Source organism: Streptomyces sp. DvalAA-14 (assembly GCF_900091855.1).
Classification (GTDB): domain Bacteria; phylum Actinomycetota; class Actinomycetes; order Streptomycetales; family Streptomycetaceae; genus Actinacidiphila.
In genome coordinates this window covers 21,745-39,437 of the sequence record NZ_FMCH01000543.1, presented here as the reverse complement: position 1 = coordinate 39,437, position 17,693 = coordinate 21,745, and the positions used below count along the sequence as shown (strand labels likewise).

The 17,693-nt window shown below is 67.7% G+C and carries 14 protein-coding genes and 3 pseudogenes; 7 read left to right on the top strand and 10 right to left on the bottom strand.

The window, feature by feature from the left end; all coding sequences use genetic code 11:
• Window positions 1-85 precede the first annotated feature (85 nt).
• Window positions 86-622, top strand: coding sequence for a helix-turn-helix domain-containing protein (locus GA0115240_RS39440; protein WP_093741319.1), 537 nt, complete (start codon window positions 86-88; stop codon window positions 620-622).
• A 94-nt stretch (window positions 623-716) separates the two neighbouring features.
• On the opposite strand, the gene GA0115240_RS29385 is transcribed toward GA0115240_RS39440, so the two are convergent.
• Together GA0115240_RS29385 and GA0115240_RS29380 are read right to left on the bottom strand one after the other, a co-directional pair.
• On the bottom strand, window positions 717-1,148 hold the full coding sequence (locus tag GA0115240_RS29385; protein WP_256070064.1) for an integrase core domain-containing protein: 432 nt from the start codon (window positions 1,146-1,148) through the stop codon (window positions 717-719).
• 184 nt (window positions 1,149-1,332) lie between these two features.
• On the bottom strand, window positions 1,333-1,854 hold the full coding sequence (locus GA0115240_RS29380; RefSeq protein WP_093741318.1) for an AAA family ATPase: 522 nt from the start codon (window positions 1,852-1,854) through the stop codon (window positions 1,333-1,335).
• Between the two features lie 1,495 nt (window positions 1,855-3,349).
• Between GA0115240_RS29380 and GA0115240_RS29370 the strand changes: the two are divergent.
• Window positions 3,350-4,335, top strand: a pseudogene (locus tag GA0115240_RS29370) (integrase core domain-containing protein).
• Between the two features lie 377 nt (window positions 4,336-4,712).
• Here GA0115240_RS29370 and GA0115240_RS29365 read toward each other — a convergent pair.
• From GA0115240_RS29365 to GA0115240_RS29350, 4 genes are all read right to left on the bottom strand, one after another.
• Window positions 4,713-6,446: an Hsp70 family protein gene (locus tag GA0115240_RS29365; RefSeq protein ID WP_237555308.1), complete on the bottom strand. Its 1,734-nt coding sequence runs from the start codon at window positions 6,444-6,446 to the stop codon at window positions 4,713-4,715.
• The gene (locus GA0115240_RS38810; protein ID WP_161302549.1) at window positions 6,349-7,278 is read right to left on the bottom strand and encodes a caspase family protein; all 930 of its coding nucleotides are present in this window, start codon (window positions 7,276-7,278) and stop codon (window positions 6,349-6,351) included. Before GA0115240_RS38810 ends, GA0115240_RS29365 begins: the two co-directional genes overlap by 98 nt.
• Window positions 7,279-7,281: 3 nt before the next feature.
• Window positions 7,282-7,659 (bottom strand): effector-associated constant component EACC1, encoded by a 378-nt coding sequence (locus GA0115240_RS29355; RefSeq protein WP_141709001.1) that lies wholly within the window; start codon window positions 7,657-7,659, stop codon window positions 7,282-7,284.
• Window positions 7,660-8,152: 493 nt separating this feature from the next.
• Window positions 8,153-8,344 (bottom strand): CsbD family protein, encoded by a 192-nt coding sequence (locus GA0115240_RS29350; RefSeq protein ID WP_093741310.1) that lies wholly within the window; start codon window positions 8,342-8,344, stop codon window positions 8,153-8,155.
• Window positions 8,345-8,785: 441 nt separating this feature from the next.
• On the opposite strand from GA0115240_RS29350, the gene GA0115240_RS29345 reads away from it, so the two are divergent.
• Window positions 8,786-9,832 (top strand): SGNH/GDSL hydrolase family protein, encoded by a 1,047-nt coding sequence (locus GA0115240_RS29345; RefSeq protein ID WP_093741308.1) that lies wholly within the window; start codon window positions 8,786-8,788, stop codon window positions 9,830-9,832.
• A gap of 129 nt (window positions 9,833-9,961) precedes the next feature.
• A pseudogene (locus GA0115240_RS29340) lies at window positions 9,962-10,246 on the top strand (transposase); the annotation flags it as partial.
• A 14-nt stretch (window positions 10,247-10,260) separates the two neighbouring features.
• Here GA0115240_RS29340 and GA0115240_RS37365 read toward each other — a convergent pair.
• Window positions 10,261-10,632 (bottom strand): hypothetical protein, encoded by a 372-nt coding sequence (locus GA0115240_RS37365; protein ID WP_176725205.1) that lies wholly within the window; start codon window positions 10,630-10,632, stop codon window positions 10,261-10,263.
• A gap of 166 nt (window positions 10,633-10,798) precedes the next feature.
• A complete protein-coding gene (locus GA0115240_RS36405) occupies window positions 10,799-11,215 on the bottom strand; it encodes a hypothetical protein (protein WP_141709000.1) in 417 nt (138 codons plus the stop codon).
• A gap of 120 nt (window positions 11,216-11,335) precedes the next feature.
• Between GA0115240_RS36405 and GA0115240_RS29330 the strand changes: the two genes are divergently transcribed.
• Window positions 11,336-12,241 carry a TIGR03619 family F420-dependent LLM class oxidoreductase gene (locus tag GA0115240_RS29330; protein ID WP_237555307.1) on the top strand — a complete coding sequence of 302 codons (906 nt, stop codon included), beginning with the start codon at window positions 11,336-11,338 and terminating at the stop codon, window positions 12,239-12,241.
• A gap of 291 nt (window positions 12,242-12,532) precedes the next feature.
• On the opposite strand, the gene GA0115240_RS29325 is transcribed toward GA0115240_RS29330, so the two are convergent.
• Window positions 12,533-12,724, bottom strand: coding sequence for a hypothetical protein (locus tag GA0115240_RS29325; protein WP_093741302.1), 192 nt, complete (start codon window positions 12,722-12,724; stop codon window positions 12,533-12,535).
• A 173-nt stretch (window positions 12,725-12,897) separates the two neighbouring features.
• Between GA0115240_RS29325 and GA0115240_RS39435 the strand changes: the two genes are divergently transcribed.
• Both GA0115240_RS39435 and GA0115240_RS29315 read left to right on the top strand, forming a co-directional pair.
• The gene (locus GA0115240_RS39435; protein WP_370673382.1) at window positions 12,898-13,194 is read left to right on the top strand and encodes a SpoIIE family protein phosphatase; all 297 of its coding nucleotides are present in this window, start codon (window positions 12,898-12,900) and stop codon (window positions 13,192-13,194) included.
• A 128-nt stretch (window positions 13,195-13,322) separates the two neighbouring features.
• Window positions 13,323-14,366 (top strand): annotated as a pseudogene (locus GA0115240_RS29315) (integrase core domain-containing protein); the annotation flags it as partial.
• 199 nt (window positions 14,367-14,565) lie between these two features.
• Here GA0115240_RS29315 and GA0115240_RS29310 read toward each other — a convergent pair.
• Window positions 14,566-17,490 carry a glycoside hydrolase family 48 protein gene (locus GA0115240_RS29310; RefSeq protein WP_093741300.1) on the bottom strand — a complete coding sequence of 975 codons (2,925 nt, stop codon included), beginning with the start codon at window positions 17,488-17,490 and terminating at the stop codon, window positions 14,566-14,568.
• Window positions 17,491-17,693 lie beyond the last annotated feature (203 nt).

Here is a 17,693-nt window from a genome sequence, read left to right as displayed (position 1 = left end):
AACTCAGGGTTCGGGTCGAGCGCCTGGACATGGTGCTACTCACACGAACGCATCACGAGCCCACGGCAGAACCGGAGTTGGCCTGGTGGCATCGCAGGTGCTGATCGCACCCATGCGCCCGCTGGTTCGTTGGTCTTGCATGACTGGTCGGGGGGATCCGACAGAGGCGGAGTGGCGACGTCTGGAGCCGCTCCTGCCGACGGGCAACAACCGCTGCGCGCCGTGGCGCGATCACCGCCGGGTGGTCAGCGGGATTCTGCACCGGGTGCGGCCGGGGTGCAGGGGCGTGACCCGCCGGAACGCTACGGACCCCCGCGAGCGCAAGCAACTCGAGGGCTACCGCGAATCGCCCGAGGTCGAGCACGAACGCCAGGAGCACCGTCTGTCCATGGCACTGGCCAAGGCCGTCTACGACCGCCGCATCCAGCTCGGGCTCTCCCAGACCGAACTGGCCACGCGCTCCGGACTGACCCAGGCCAAGATCTCCCGGATCGAAGGATCCGACACCGTCCCCACACTGCCGTTGCTGGCAAAGCTCGCTAAAGGCCTGGACGCTTCACTGAACATCGCCATCGAGGCGGAGACCGTGCGACTCTCCCTTACCGCCCACGACGCCACCTGACCTGACGGTGCTTGTGGGCCTGGCGGAGGGGCCCTGGGCGCGCAGGAATCCCCGCCGGGTGGGGTACCGCTGCCGAAAACCTCATCCGTGCAGGTCACGCGCCATTTTGGTATTCGTGGAGGATGCCGCCGAGTCGGTGGCGTTTTCGTATGTCGAGGCGGGAGATCTGCCCCGGACCAGTGATGGGCGCGAGCAACGGGTGCAACGGACGGGCGTTGGCGATGCCTTGATGCGGACGGTGCCCGTTGTAGAACTGTTCGAACTCCCGTAGGGCATGGAGCAGGTGACGGTGGTTCCAGATGAGGGTGCGGTCCAGTAGCTCGCGCCGGCAGGTCTGCACCCACCGTTCCATGATCGAGTTCATCCGCGGTATCGGGATGCCGCTGAGCACGACCTCGATCCCGACGTCGGCGAGGATGGTGTCGAACAGGGCGATGAACTTCCCGTCCCGGTCCCGGATCAGGAACCGCGCGCGGCAGTCGGCGTACTCTCCCTGGCCGCGATCGCGGAGTGGGCCGCGACGCACCCACCACCGTCCTCACCGCCCTCGGCGGCCCGAGCTGTGAACGGCTGGGGATGAAGCGGAGGCCGGCCCGGCCTGGACGCCAGGGGCAGCCACAGTTCGCGCACCGACCGCTGGGGCTAGCGGGCGCCAGCGGGTGGCGTCCGCACGCGAAGTCGCAAGTGGATGGGCATCAACCCTCATGCGGCTATTGGCGGGCGGTGAGCCAGCCGGCCTTTTCGATGACCTCGCGAGCCGCGTCCTCCTCCGACTTTTCATACGTGGAGACGAGGAAGTCCCGGATCCTGTCCAGGTCGTCCCGCGCGTGGTAGACATCGACCCAGCCGCGCAGGCCCTCCTGCCAGAACTCGTTCGGCTCGCGCGCCGTCACCCGCTCCTTCAGGACGGCCTCCGGTGCAGTCAGCTCGCAAACGGCAAGGTTCGCCCCGGGAACGGCATCGCGCAGCAGCCTCAGTTCCTCCTCGTCCGCAATGACGCTTGGCAGCAAAAGCCTGAGACCGGGAACCGCGGCGTAGCGGGGCCAGATCGCCTTGAGGTTCTCACGTGCGAAGGAACGGCCCTGGTAGGGGTGCACCAGCGAGATCTCGTCCAGGTCGATCACCCCGTGAGACAGATCGGCCTCCCGCAGCATCTCGGAGACCGCCCGCGCCAACGTCGTCTTCCCGGCGCCCGGCGATCCGTGCAGGACGAGCACATCGATGTCTTCCACGAGCTGAACCTAGCGGCGGGAGTCGGAAGTGCTCAATCACATTTCTGCCACTGCCCCACTCCGATAACACGTTGCAGATTGCCGGAAGTGGCTTTCAGCTGTGGGGCTCCCGTAAGTGCGGACGGGGCGGTCGTGGTGATGCGAGAACGGGTCGGCCCGAGGGCCTGGCGGGTTCTTGCCGGCGCTGGTGACCGCCAGCGCCAAGGTGGTCAGTCGCGTTGGGCCTCGTGGGAGAGCGAGCGGGGCGGTCCACCGCGGATTACGGGACAGCCCTTAGCGACGCGCAGCGGCATCTGGTGACAAGCAAACCCGAGAAGGGGGCCGGGCAGCAGCCCGGCCCCCTTCTCGACTGGCCCCGGTCGACCCGTAGCGGTCGCCAGCACGTCATCCCCGATCCGAACGCCGCCTCCTGCGCGCTCGGTGAGCATGGTCGCGAAGGAGCGGACGTGCCCGGTGAGGGCGTCGAGTTCGGAGCAGTGCGTCCGGACGGCCCTCCCCCCAGCGGTCGTCCAGTAGGTGCTTGTACTCGTCGAGGACGGAGGGCCAGCTCTGCCACTGACCGGTAAACAGCTCCTCCGGCGTCGCGGCGTCGGCGATCTGCTTGACGGTGCGGTAGGTCATCCCCAGCTGCCGCTGGACCGAGCGCCGACTGTGTCCCGCCGTCAGCAGTGCGTGGACGGCGGCATGCCGGACCCGGGTCCGATCGGCGAATCGGTGCCCGCCTGGCCCGGAAGGCCTGGCCTCCGTCACCACCGGCGGCACCACCGCCGGCCTGATCCGCGATCCTGCGGGCACGCTGATCGGTGTGACCACCGGGGCGCGACCTACTACTGATCAGTTACGCCGAGGTCCCCACAGGCGGCTTGTCCACGCCAGCCGAGGCCGCCTGCACTATCGGTGTCGCCTACGCCGGCGATTACGCCGCCAGCCTCGTATCCGGCTGACCTGAACGGCGGGTGGTAGCCGTACCAACACGTGGGGCTGCCAGCCGCGTTGTATGCCATTTCTTCAGGAGGACCCATTGGGAAACACTATTGACATCGCCGTCGGTGGAAGCCGGCTGCCTGGTGGGCCAGGAACGGATCTTGTGGTCGTTCTGTGCTGTGCGGCCGTGGTCGCCTTGATCATATTTATCGGGATTCAGAAGAACAAAAGAAGGTGATCACCCGGCCACGAGTCCGACATCTGCCTCGGCCCCAACGGAACGAGCTTCGTCGAGTCTGGATTCAGCGGCTGCGCCCTCGTCTGCGAAGCGGCACCCTGAGACAGGGTGACCTGAGGCCGGGGCGGGCGACTACCCCCGGATCGTGCGGGTCAGGAGCGACGGCTCCCGGCCTTCGCGGCGTTCTTGTCGACCGCGTCGGCGAACGCTGCGGGTGCCGATAAATCATCCGGCCAGTTCACGGTTTTGATCGCCGGTCTCCGGCTGTGCCTGCTCCTCACCCTCGATGTCTTCACCTGCACAGGGCATCCGCGCGCGGCATCATGATCTGTTGTGCTGCTGCGTCTGGCCTACTCGCCACGACCAACGCCCTCGCCCTCCTGCGCCTGCTGCCGATGAGCAACCGCGACAAGGACATCGAGATCCTCGCCCTCCGGCACCAGCTGCTGGTCCTGCAACGCCAAGTCGGCAAGCCCGCCTTCACCGACACCGACCGCGCCATCCCCGCCGGCCTGCTCCATCACCTCCCGATGGACAAGCTGTGCCAACTCCTGCTGCTGGTACGCCCCGACACGATCATGCGATGGCACCGCAACCTGCTCCAACGGCGCCATGCCGCCACCTGCGCACCAAAGCGACGCGGACGACCACCCAGCGTCCCCTCGATCCGTGCCCTGATCCTGCGCCTGGCCCGGGAGAACACATCCTGGGGGTACCGACGCATCCACGGCGTACTCGCGGCCCGGGTATCCAGGTCGCCGCGTCCACCGTGTGGGAGGAAACCCGCGCCCTGACCGGTACACATCTGTACGTCTTCGCCGTCATCGACCACGCCACCCGCCGCATCCGGATTCTGGGCGCAACCGCACACCCCACCGCTCAGCGGTTGCTACAGCTCGGACGCAACCTCGTGATGGACCTCGAAGACGCAGGCAGCAGGGCCAGGTTTCTCATCCGCGACCGCGACTCCAAGTTCACGGCCGCCTTCGACGCCGTGCTCGCCAACACCGGACTCGAGGTCGTCAAAAGCGGTGTCCGAATGCCGCGCATGAACTCCATCATGGAGCGCTGGATACAGACCTGCCGGCACGAACTCCTCGACAGAACCCCCGATCCGGAACCAGAGCCACCTTCTCCACGCGCTCCGCGAGTTCGAGACCTTCTACAACCAGCATCGGCCGCACCGGACCCTGCAGCAAGCCGCACCGCTCCGCCTGCTACCCACGCCGATCAGCTTGCCAGGACACAACAGGCACCTGGAGGTCCGCCGACGTGACCGACTCGGCGGAACCCCTCACGAGTACCAACACGCGGCTTGACCAGGCCGGATAATCAATCGGCACCCGCAGGCGCTGAGGGCGACGGGGATGATGCCGGCGACGGGGCTGGCGAGCTTGGCGGGCACCGTCATGGCCGGGCCCGGCGGCAACCGGATCGCATGATGTTCTCGTTCGCGAGGATCCGGTCGGTGCTGGGTAGTTGAGGTCCGCAACCGCATAGCCGGGCCGATCGTCCGCCTCGGGCTGTTCGCCCGGACGTCTTCCGTAGTAGTGGCCCACTGTCCGGGCCAGCTTCCGCTGGATTGTCCGAAGGACTGTGATGGTGGCCTCGTCGGTGAGTCCAGTTTTTCGGCAGGGGCGCTGCCGATAACCATGCACGAACTCGTAAGGGCCGTGCGTGATACGCAGGCGCGGGCTCAGCCCTTGGCGGGCGGCGGCACGGAGGGCTCGACCGGCGTAGGGGTGAGACCGCGCAGTTCCGTCCAGCGGGGGGAGCTGACGAGGGCGGCCGCATTCTCCATGGTGGTGTGGCTGGCGGTGGCGCTCACCTCTGTGCCGGTGCTCAGGTCCTTGGCCGTGACGTGCAGGACGCCGTTGGCATCGAAGTCGGCAAACACCTCGATCCGAGGCAGGGCCTTGCGGGAGCGCGCAAGGGCCAGCTCGAGGACCGCCAGGGTCCGGTTCCGCGTCGGCTCTTTCTCCTCGCCCTCCACGACGTGCACGATCACCGTGCGCTGGTTGTCCTTGTGTGTCGTGAAGATCTCGCTGCGTTTTGTGGGAATCGTCGCGTTCTTCTCGATCAGCCTGAAGACCGTCTCACCGTGCACCTCGACGCCGATCGAAGCGGAAGAGGCGTCGAGGAGGAGCACATCTTTCTGGGTGCCGGACAGCACCCCGGCCTGGAGCGCGGCGCCGGTGACGACGCCCTCCGGGATCAGACCGCGATACGGTTCCCGGTCGCCGGTGATCCGGCGGACCAGGTCGCCCACTGCGGGTATCCGGGTGGCGCCGCCGGTCAGGATCACCCGGTCGATCTCGTCGAGGGTGAGCCCGGCGTCGCGCACGGCTTGTTCGACGGGCCGCCGGCAGCGTTCCAGCAGGTCCTGGGTGAATGCCTCGAACTCCGCACGGGTCAGCACCTCGTCGACGTGCAGCGGTCCCTGCGGGCCGGTGGCGAGGTAGGGCAGTCGGAGGGACGTGATGCCCGCCGACGACAGTTCGATTTTCGCCGTCTCGGCCGCGTCTCGCAGCCGCTGCCTCGCGGCGACGTCGTGGGTGAGGTCGACCCCGTACCGGTCCTGCACGCGTTTGATCAGGTGGTGGACGATCCGCAGATCCCACTCGTCGCCGCCGAGGTGGTTGTCGCCCGCGGTCGCCTTGACTTCGACGACATTTGAGGAGGCTTCGATGAGGGAGACATCGAGGGTGCCACCACCGAGGTCGAAGATCAGCACCGTGCTCTCGCGCCCGTTCAGGCCGTACGTTATTGCCGCGGCGGTGGGTTCGTTGACCATCCGGATGACGTGCAGCCCGGCTGCCTCGCCGGCCCGGACCAACGCCACCCGGCCATCCAGCCCGAAATTCGCGGGAACGGTCAGCACCGCGGCGCCGAGTGGCCCTCCGAGGTAGGCCTCGGCGTCCTCCCGCAGCCGGGTGAGGATCAGCTGGGCGACCTCCTCGGCCGTCAGCCGTACCGCACCCCGCGTGATGCTCCAGTCCGTGCCCAGCTTCAATTTCACTGACCGCACCGTGTACTCGGGGTTGGTGATCGCCTGCCGCTTGGCGGCCGTGCCCACCAGGATTCGTCCCTCGGCGGTGACAGCCACAAGGCTCGGCGTGGTGAGCGCCCCTTCGGCATTGGGGATCAGCCGGACATCGCCGCCCTCGAAGACGCCGATTGCCGAGTTCGTCGTACCGAAATCGATGCCGACGAACGGGCGGCGGGGCGCGTCCGGCCGACGTGCCGGCGGGCGGGACGGGCGCAGGGCCCGAGCCGTGGGGATCTCGCCGAGCCCCCGTCGATGCCATAACTCCCGTGCCCGCCGGGCAACTTCAGGGTCTTCGTCGGCGATCAGTCCGAGCAGGGCCGCGCGCGCCGCGTCCCGGGACGGCTCGCGCACGCTGCCGAGCAACTGCTCGACGAGGTGCAAGGGAGCCGACGCGCTTCCATGCCTGCACGTCGAGCATACCGGTCCGCATCTCGGCCAGCCGGTCGACATCGCCGTGGCGCGGACTGCGGGCCACGTAGATCGTGCCCTGCGCGCTGTCCACGCTGAGCGTGGGTGTTTGGCCGCCGACGCGCTGCCGCACCCGCTCGTGTACGTACGCGTAGAGCTCGTCGACGGACACGAGTCCGTCCCCGTCCAGATCCGCCGATCCGTCGCGCAGCCCGTCCACCACCGCCGAGGTGAAGACGGACGGCTCGGCGGGCGTGCGGCTGTAACGGACGTCCCGCTCGCCCTCGTGGGCGTACTGCAGGGCCGTGGAGGCCGTGAGCACGACCCGGCCGTTGCCCGCAAAGGGCTCGGCGACGTTGACGGCGGGTGTCCCGGCGTCGCGGCGTCGCGCGTTCATTGCGAAGGCTCCGCTGTAGCAGCAATCGAGGAGGACGACGATGCTCCGGGAGCGGCTCTCGCTCATCCAGTTGCCGACCATTTCGGCGGAGACAGCTGTGGCACCGGGGAAGTCGCGTTCCGTGTCGCGCATGACGAAGTGCAGCCGGTTGCGCAGATCTTTCCAGCCGTGCAGCGACAGGTGGAGCAGGAGCAGGTCGTCGGGCTTCGCACGGGTGAAGAAACCTTCGAGGGCGCGGAGCGCCGGACGTTGTTCGATGTCGATGAGTGTGTCGACATCGAAGCCGCCGATGCCCGGGTCGCCGAACACCTCAGCGAGGGCCGTCGCGTCCGCGGCGGCTGCCGGGAGCGCAGCGAAGTGGTGGTCTTCGTAGACGCTGTTCGCGATGATCAGGGCGCGTTTCGCCACGATTCACCGTTCGTGGCGCTGGAGGAACTGCTCCAGGGCGAATTGCCGCATCTCGTCGTTCGAGGAGGTCAGTTCCAGCTCGTCGTCGCCAATCTTGAGGCGGATGGTGCCGGATCGGCGCCGGCCGAGCCAGTCCTGGACGGCACCGACCAGTACGGGGAGCAGGGCCCCACTGCCGCCCAGGCCGATCGCCAGCGCGCCCAACTCGAAGGCGCCCGAGTTGCGCGTGCCGGGCGGCGCCGGGGGGGACGAGGGAACCCGGTCGATGCTCACGAGGTCCAGCTGGCTCAATTCGTCCAGCAGATATTGAAGTTGCTCCTCGGCGAACTCCTGATCACCATCCCCGCTGTCGAGTACCAGTTCGACAGAAATTCCCCCCACCGCCACGACGCCTCCCCTTTTCCCGTACACAGACCCCAACTTTATCCGCCCACGTGGCGGCCGGTGTCGGAACTCGCACAGACCCCTGTTGCCGGGCCGAGACCCTTGCCAGTTGCCGGTTGCCGTGGGAGTCAGGCAGCGACGCCGAGTTGACGCCGAGTCGCGGATCCTCCGACGGCTGCGTCATGAGTCGAGCCGGGCAGCGGGCACCCGCTGACGGGGAGGCTGATGTACTGCACCGCCTCCCGAACCGCAGCGCGTAGCGCGCCCGCCGTGCCTGCAGCACGGACCGCTCACGGGAATGCGCTCGCCGACCCGTTGCCGGCCGTAGACGTACGGCCCACCACTGCGGATCGCGCGCGGTCCACTCCTCCCCCGCCGACACTCAGCCGGGGCCGGCTACCTCTGAGGTAGCCGGCCCCGGCTCGAGGCGACAGCGCCCGACGGACGAGGGGCAGCCGCCGCGCTCGGTGCGAAGGCGCTGCCCGGTCGGTCAGTCGTTGTGGGGCAGGATCTTCTTGACGGCGTCCTTGACCTTCTCGATCCCCTCGCGCGCGTTGCCCTTGGCCTGGTCGGCGTGGCCTTCGGCTTCGAGGCTCTCGTTTCCGACCGCACTGCCGACCGTCTCCTTGGCCTTGCCCTTGGCCTGGTCGGACTTGGCTTCGATCTTGTCGCTGGCGCTCATGAAGGACTCCTCGATTCTCGGCCCATTTCCACGTCCTGGTGACCGCAGGGGCAGCAGGAGGAATGGCGGGGAAAACGGCGGTGATTCCGGATGCCGGGAGGTCTCCCGCAGAGGTTGAGACCCTGCGTGTTTTCCGGAAACCTCCTGGCAGGAGACTCCTGTCCACGAATTGGCCGGCCACGCCTCGTATCTAAGGGCTGTCCCGTAAATGATCTGCAAGCTGTGTCGGGGGCCTGGTCCCGCGCGGCTGACTCGCCGATCCGGTGCCTGAGTCGGCTGTTGGCAGGTGGCGGCGCGAAAATCTGATCATTTAGCTCGATCGGGTGCGAAGGGTCCGATTCAGCCGAGCAGTAGGCCGACGGTGTGGATGATCTTGGCGAGACGCCTTCCGATGTGGGGCACTGCGGCTCCGGGGTGTCTTTTGTCGATTCTGGAGGATTGATGCGACACCCTGTCTCCCGGCTCAGGGCGCGAGCACTGGCGGTCGGGCTCGCCTTGACTGCGGTCGCCCTCGTACCCGCGGGCTCCGCTGGTGCGGCTGATCAGTACGAGTGGGCCGCCCTGGGCGACTCGTACACCGCCGGCGGCTTCGTCGGGGACCCACAGCCCGCGCTTGGTGATGCGTCGCGGGACGGCTGCGACCGCACCACCGGCGCCTACCCCAGCCTGGTCCAGCAAGAGCTCGACGAGTTCCCGCCCGGCAAGCCCGTCCACCTGACCAACGTCAGCTGCGGCAACGCCACCATCGACAACATCGGCAAGACCAAGCAGACGCCGATCAGCCCGGTCCAGCCCCCCGCCGGAGGCTGGCCCGCGGTCGACCCGCAGATCAAGCGGGCCAACCTGAACGACCAGACCGACGTCGTCACCATCGGCGTCGGCGGCAACAGCCTGCCCTTCGGCGGCATGCTCCTCAAATGCCTGGAACTGGGTCCGAAGACCGGCGAGTCCTGCCGCGAGCACTACACCAACCCGCCCGCGGGCGAGGAGAGCATCCAGGACAAGCTCGCCAGGGTCCAGGACGAGTACATCGAGATGCTGGCCAAGGTGCACGAGGCCGCACCCAACGCCAAGGTGATCACCGTCGGCTACCCGGCCGTCCTGCCAGACCAGGCCAGTGACTGCAACCGCCTGTCCCTCACCGAGCTGGGCTCGATCAAACACGCCGACATCGACTGGCTCCGTGACAACGTCCTCAAGCCGCTGAACAGCACCATCCAGCGCGTTACGTCGTTCTTCGGCGACCGCTACGTCGACGTCTACTCCTCCAGCGTGGGCCACGACGCCTGCCAGGCCGCAGGCACGAAGTGGGTCGAGGGAATCTGCGGCGACGCCGCCGGCTACTGGCCCTCAAGCCTCCCCGGCACCGCACTGAACTGCGGTGTCATCAACAAGCGCGTCACCCTGGTCCACCCCAACGGTGCGGGATACGCAAACACCGCCGCACACGTCGAACGAGCCATCCGCATCGCTCTCCTGGAACGCTGACCGACCGCCCACCGGCGCCGGTGTCCCCGCCCGCGTGGGAACGCGGGCGGGGGCACCGGCCAACCGCGCCACAGGCGTTCTCCCGTCGGGTGAGTCGGGCGGCGTAGGCGACCAGAGGTCGTGACCGCCGGGGTGTCGAAGTCGGCGGCGGGCCGGGTCATCAACCACCTCGGGCCGATGCTCGCCTACCAGCCCCGCAAGCGCTTCGCGAAGGGCACCGTGCTCATCGTGGACGGAACTTTGGCCCCCACCCGGGACCACAGCATCGCCGAGCGGTCGAAGAACTACCGTTACTCGACCAACCACCAGGTCGTCATCGATGCCGACACCCGTTTGGTCGTCGTGGTCGGCCGGCCGCTCGCCGGGAACCGCAACGACTGCAAGGCGTGGAAGGAGTCGGGCGCAGCGAACGCCCCTGCCTGGTGCCCCTATGTGCCCGGAAGGTTGGCGGAGGTGGAGTGGAGCCGCTCCAGGACCTCTTCCTTACCGAGCAGCCCGGCGTCCAGGCTGATCTGCTGCAGCCAGCTGTCGATGAGGATGTGGCGCTCCGTCGGGTCGCGTTGGTCGACGCCGGGGTCGGCGAGCAGATTGGCCCCGCGGGAGGTACCGGCATACGGGATCGAGGTCAGTCCGTTGCCCCCAGGCAGTTTCGGCACGTACGTGCCGCTTTTGAAGTCCAGGCCGATCGGCTGGGGCACCACCAGGGGGTCTTCTCCCGCGAGCACGGCGAGCGCCGCGATGACCGGTTCGTGAACCAGCGAGGCCAGCAGAGCACCCACCACCTCGTCCAGACGAGCCACGGAAAGACGCAGGCTGTCTGGGGCGGCAGGCGAACAGGGAAGCGGTAGACGTCACCCGGACCGCCTGTCGGGTGCATACGGTTCGGGAGTTTCACCCGGCCACGCCAGCGAAGCCGTCCATCGTCACGTCGCGGAATACCTCCTGCCTCCCACCCAGAACCGACCGTCAGGCGGTGCCCACTGCAGAGCCCAGTTCGCACTTGCCGCCTGTCCGGCAGGCCGGGCACCGCAGAGCCGGGCTTGCCGGGGCTGGTTCTGCCCTTGCCGTCTGCCGGACGGCGAGGGGGCGCCGGTGCAGTCCAATCTCCACTCGCGTCGGCCGGTACACCGGATCGAGGCGAGGCGGCGGTAGTTGGCAGGCCAGGGCCTTCACCTCGGCGTGCCAGGTGCCGGTGGCGGTGTCGTGGACAAGGGTGTTGGAGGAGCCGTTGAGGGAGAGTGTGAACTGGTCGGTGGCGTCCGACCAGCACCGGTCGCCGGTCCAGGATGCCTGCGGTGAGGTGGCCGATGTACGGCCATCGACGCTCTGCGAGTTGTACCAGAGCGCCACGGACGGTTCGAGGCCGCCGGGCACGTCCGGCACGGACACGGGGTATGACCACGAGAACGAACCCGAAGAGCAATCGCAGGTGTTCTCGCAGCGGGAAACGCCGTCCGCGGTGATGCCCGCAGTCACAAGGGAGGAAGTCAGATGCGTATAGGTATGGCCATTCCGACCTTCGGTCCCGACGCAACGGCCGAGGCGCTCGTCGAAGTCAGCAGATCCGCCGAGGAGTTGGGGTACGACTCGTTGTGGACAGGCGACCGTGTTCTCGCCCCCTCTGTGCCGAGCGTTCCGTATGCGGGCAGGGACGGAGTGATGCCCCGGGATTACGAGAACCACATGGACCCGCTCGCCGCTCTCGCCTTCGTCGCCGCTCAGACCAGCCGCGTCCGTCTGGGGACAAGCACACTGAACGGTCTGTGGCAGCCGCCCCTGATGCTGGCCCGGACCTTGACCACCGTCGACCTCCTCAGCGGTGGGCGCCTGGACGTCGGACTCGGCCTTGGCTGGATGCCCGACGAATACACCGCGGTGGACGTGCCCTGGAAAGGGCGGGGCGCGCGGCTCGACGAGACACTCGACATTTTGGAGAAGTACTGGACCAGCGACGCCTTCGCCCACAAAGGGCCGCTGTTCACCATCCCCCGAACCGTCGTCGGGCTCAAGTCGCAGCAGCAGCCCAAGCCTCCCGTCCTGCTTGCGGGGTTCACCTCGGTAGCCATGCGCAGAGTCGCCCGCCGGGCCGACGGCTGGCTTCCGGTTGGCATGCCATTGCCGGTGATTCTGGGGATGTGGGCGATCATCCTGAAGGAGGCCGAAGACGCCGGACGGGACCCGTCCGCTCTTCGGATGGCGCTGCGGCTGAACCCTGAACTGACCGATGTCAAGGCTGATCCGGAACACCTCCCGCGGTCCGGAACGCTGGGCCAGTACATCGGGTACGCGCGCGCTGCGGCCGAGGCCGGCGTGCACGAGCTCTTCATCGACCTCGGACAGACGCCGGTCAGTCTCGCCGAGCGCATCGAACTGGCTGGCCGCTTCATCGAAGGCGTGCGCGCGCGCTGACTTGTATGCCACGCGGCAGCGGGAACTGCCGGGAATTCCTCCCACGGGCAACGGGAAGACTCCGCGCCGCGTGAGCTTCTCCCGATATGACTCCGGGAGTGACAGTTCCGTCGCTCTTGATCTGGGTCTGAGGTCCCGCGAGGACCACCTGCTGGTTTACGGACCGTGGAGTTCGGTCTCCCCAGCCTTGAAAGGGCGGCTCGACCTCGTAAGTCGGTTCGCGATAGCGCTGGAAAGGAGCCGGTCGGTAGTCGGGCCGTCAAGCTCGGCATGATCTTTTGACGACAGTCCCTAGAGCCCGAGGTCCATGGCCAGGCAGTTGAAGTGATTCCACGCCGCCCCGGCATAGGGGTTTGTTGCCGCATCGCTCAGCGTGGCTTGCTTTTCCTCGACCATGTCCTCGTAGCGGACACGGTCGGGCAGCTTACCGAAGCGTGCGTGACGTACCGTCGAAGCACTGTCCGTGGTGACCTCGAGCTCCATCGTCAACCTCCGTTGAATTCATCGGCGATCGTCCTTCCCGCACAGCTGGTACGAGATCCACATCCGTTGCGTCAGCCGTCACGGCGGTACGATCGTGTGAGGATATGCAGATCATAGCGATCGGTCGGCAGTTGGCTCCAGAATGATTTTCTTACCGAAGAGTTACCTGATACATGACGCTGGCCTCGGGCGCGGCCCCGTGGACAACCACCCTCACGACGGGGTGGGCCGTACGGCAGCGGACGTTGACAAACGTCACGGTCCGCCGTGGCACCGGCCGGCGCCATTTGGCCCCGGCGGGGTGGGGGATGACCGGTTCGATGCCATCCCCTTGTCCGGGGCCCGGGGCTCGGGTCGCGCTCGTTGTGGGAGACGTCCTCGGTCCTGGCATCAATGCCGCGGCGACCATGGGCCGCTTGCACACCGCGGTGTGTACCCTCGCCGACCTCGAACTTCGCCGTCAGTCGTGAGGCTGCCCTTGCCGATTACCTCATCCGCCCTGGTCAGGACCGGTGTGGCGGGATTTCGTGTTGCCGTATACGGAGGCTGCCGTAGTGCTCTGGCGGGGAGGACGATCGCCTCGGCATGATGATCGCTCGTGCTGTTGAAACTCGCCTACCTGAGCGTGTCGAGTGTGTTCGCGATGCTGCGCCTGCTGCCGATGAGCGACCGGGACAAGGACGTCGAGACTCCGGCGCTACGCCATCGGACCACCGTGCTGGAACGGCAACTGAGCGGGCAGCGAACCCGGTTCGATCCGGGGGACCGGGTTTTCCTGGCGGTGTTGCTGCACCACCTCCCGAAGGAGGCGCTGCGCCGCATGCGGCTGCTGGTGCGGCCGGACACGATCATGCAATGGCACCGCGACCTGCCCAAACGGCGCTATGCCGCCACCTGCGCACCCAAGCGGCGCGGACGCCCACCCACCATCCGCTCCATCCGCGCTCTCGTCCTCCGCCTGGCCCGCGAGAACTCCTCGTGGGGGTATCGGCGCATCCACGGCGAGCTCGCGGCCCTGGGCATCAAGGTCGCCGCCTCCACCGTCTGGGAAATCCTCAAGGAGCACAGCATCCCACCCGTGCCGGAACGACAGACCACCACGTGGGCCGACTTCCTGCGCAGGCAGGCAGTCGTCCTGCTCGCCTGCGACTTCTTCGAAACCCGCACCCTCACCGGAGCACACCTGTACGTCTTCGCCGTCATCGAGCACTCCTGGGCGCCACCGCACACCCCACCGCCCAGTAGGTCGTGCAGCTCGGACGCAACCTCCCCATGGACCTCGAAGACATAGGCAGCACAGTCAAGTTCCTCATCCGCGACCGCGACTCCAAGTTCACCCGCCGCCTTCGACACCCTGCTCACCGACGCCGGACTCGAGATCGTCAAGAGCGGTGTCCGGATGCCGCGCATGAACTCCATCATGGAGCGCTGAATACAGACCTGCCGGCACGAACTCCTCGAGAGAATCCTGATCTGGAACCAGAGCCACCTCCTCCACGCGCTTGGGGAGTTCGAGACCTTCTACAACGGGCACAGACCCCACCGGGCCCTGGGCCAAGCCGCTCCGCTCCGACCACTCCCCCACCCACCGGACGAACCAGCACAGATCAGACGTCTCCAGGTCCATCAACGAGACCGACTCGACAGGACACGGGTGAGGCGGGCGTTTTCAACAGGTCTCCGGCCGCTCCTGGAAGACGGAGTCGGCCAACCCTATGCGGTGGCGAGCGCATTGCGGATGTCCTTCGGGGGCGGTGCGCTGTTCTGTCAGGGGCGGGACCCCGCCCCCGTTTCGTGGGGGCGGGGCCGTGGCGCCGGGGTGGCGCCGGTGAGCGGGTGGGTCAGGCGTTGAAGAGCAGCGCGTAGGCCCCCATCGCCATGGCGATGTCCGCCTGTGCCCAGAAGCGGTGGTAGGTGAAGGACGGTGCGGTGCCTCCGTTCAGATATGCCTGCACCTTGGACCAGTTGGGGTCGTTCTTGTAGAAGGAGCGGAGCTCGGCGAAGGTGGACGCGGAGCTGATCTTGTCGCCGTTGGGCATGGTGCCGGTCCAGCCGGAGGGGACGTAGACGGGGTCGTTGAACCGGCTGTAGTCGGTACGGGTCTCCGGGGTGGCGATGCCCAGCGGGTCCTGGTAGTTGTTCCACATGCCGTCCAGCAGGGCCTTGGCTGTTGTCTGTGCCAGGGTGTTGCCGGACTTGGCGGCGTAGTAGGCCAGCGTCTTGGCGTAGGCCGCAGCGACGCCCAGATCGTTGCCGTACGCGGTGACGGTCACGTGCAGACCGGTGTTGGCTCCCGGGTTGGCGGCGTTCCAGGTGTCGGGCGCGCCGGACCACTGCAGGTCGGACGGGATCTTGAAGGTGCCGTCCGCATTGATGGTGGTCTGCGAGATGGCCCAGGTCACCCACTTGTCCAAGATCGCCTTGGCCTTGGCATCCCCGGTCTGCTGGTAGTACTCGGCGACCCGCTCCATCGACCAGGCCTGCATGCCGAACCACTGGTTCGACGGCGGGTCGTGGTAGACGGGCTCCGAGTCGTACGCCATCCCGTAGAAGGTCGGCGTGCCGGCCGGCGGCTGCGCGTAGGCCCCGTTCCAGCTGTTGGTGGCACCGCCGGCGATCGCGCCCTCGCTCGACTGCAGCCAGCGGTAGAACTCGAGCTGCCGGCCCAGACTGGTGGTCCAGTCCGCCTTGCCGGTCGCCGACTTGGGAGCCATGGCCGGGTCGGTGGTCAGGGCGTAGGCGGCCAGCGGGTTCTGGTAGCCGAAGTGGGAGGCTCCGTCACCGATCCGCCAGGCCCATCCCCCCGAGGTGTCGCTGGACCCGCCCCAGGCGTAGTACCAGGACAGCAGATAGTGCTCGCTGTCCTTGCCGGTGCCCGCCGGGCAGGACGGACTGGTGCAGTTCCCGATTCTCTTGAAGTACTTGTCGAAGAAGGAGTACCGCAGGTAGTCGCCCATCTCGCCGGCCTTCGCCACGGTGGCCGCCACGTCCGCGCCCTTGCCCTGTGCCTTGGCCCAGGTGTCGGCCCAGTACGCGGCCTGCACGGCGCGCGCGTCGGCGTCGGGGGCGTCGGTGTACTTCCACTGCTTGGCGTAGTTGGTGTCGCCGGTGAACAGGTCGAGGTAGCCGTTCTTGCCGCCGTAGGTGAAAGCGTCGCAGGTCGGCTGTGGCACGGTCTCCCACACCGATTCCTGCTCACCGCGCTGGAAGGTGTTGATGAACGAGGGGCCGGCCGCCGTCGGACCGGTCTCGCAGCCGCCACCGGGGGTGTCGCCGAAGCCGTAGGTGTTGTCCACGTCCTCCAGCCAGTGCATGCCGTAGATGTCCGGCGTCCCGTAGGCCGACTGCAGTTCGCCGGCGATCGGGTCGACACCGACCGGCACACCGCTGTCCAGCTGTGAGGGGTAGTCCGACGGCAACGGGTGCTCCGGGGCGTAGGTGGCCGGCTTGCCCGGGTTGTAGAAGCTGTTCGTCGGCTGGTCGGCGTGCTGGGGGATCATGTACTTCTCCATGGTCGCCCAGGCCGCGTTGAACTTCGTCCAGTCGCCGGAGACCTGGCCGTACATCGCCTGCAGCCAGATCATGTACGAGTACGCCTCCGACGTGGTCTCGTGACCGTAGTCCGGGGCCTCGACGATGAGCGTCTCCACCGAGTGGTAGGGGATGCCCTGGGGGGAGAAGTATCCGCTGGCGGGGTCGGTGATCTTCCCGTAGAGCGTGAGGAAGCGGGCGTCGTACGCGCTGGTGGCGGCGAGTTCGGTGACCGTGACGTTCGCGGCGGCGTAGCCGGTGGCCGTCGCCGAGAAGGTGGCCGCCCCCGTACCGGTCGCCGCAGCCGCGACGGTGACGTTCTGCGCGCTGTTCCAGTTGGCCGGGGTGAAGGTCAGGCTCGCGCCGGACTGCACGGACAGTGCGCTGTTGCCCGCCGTGCGCGTGACGGCGACCGTCACGTTCGCGGTGGGCGCGCCCGACAGCTTCACGCCGAACGTGCCGGTTTTGCCCTGCTGCACCGCGACCGAGGCGGGACTGGCCACCACGGACGGTCCGGCCGCCACGTGCAGGCCCACCGGGGTGGACTCCGCCGAGGCGCCGAGGCTGTCGTACGCCCTGGCGTAGACCGAGTAGTCACCCGCCGGGACCGCCGACCAGTCGAAGGTGTACGGCGCGGTGGTGTCGCCGGCCAGCAGGGTGGTGTCGCTGTAGAACTCCACCTTGGTGATCGAGGCGCCGTCGGCCGCGACGGCGGTGGCGGCCAGCGGGACGGTGGCGCCCGCACTGTAGGTGGCCCCGGCGACCGGGCTGGTCAGCACCGGCAGCGGCGGCTGATGCGCGCCCCCGCACACGGTCCCGTTCACCGCGAAGGCGGTGGGGGCGGTGTTGGTCCCGCTGTAGCCGAAGTTGGCGCTGGTGGTGACGTTGGCACCCGCGGCCACCGTCTTGTTCCAGTCGGCCGCCACGACGGTGACGTTGTGGCCCGCCTGCGACCAGGTGCCGTTCCAGCCGTTCTGCAGGGTCTGGTTGCCCGCGTAGGCATAGGTCAGCGTCCAGCCGCTGATGGGGCTGGTGCCGAGGTTGGTGATCTTGGCATTGGCGGTGAAGCCGGAGCCCCAGTCGGATGTCGTGTAGTCGACGCTGCACTGGACGGTGGCGGCGTGGGCGACCGGACCGCCGCCAGCGGCCGTCATGGCCAGGGGGAGGGCCAGCGCGGCGGCCAGCGCCGTGACCAGCCGCCGTATCCGCTTTCTGAAGGGTTTTCCTCGAAGCATGCGAGAGGTCCTCCTCGCGGTTCGTGGGGGGAGAGAGACTGAACCAGTGGGAGCGCTCCCACAATCGAGGCGCGCGCTCGGGCTGTCAAGGCATCGGATGAGCCGCATTTACACGCAGCTGACGCGCTGTTGGCTCAGGCAGGTCCATGCGCCCTCCGGTCGTCCGTGGGGCTCGGCGCCATGTTTTCGGCGGACCAGTGGGA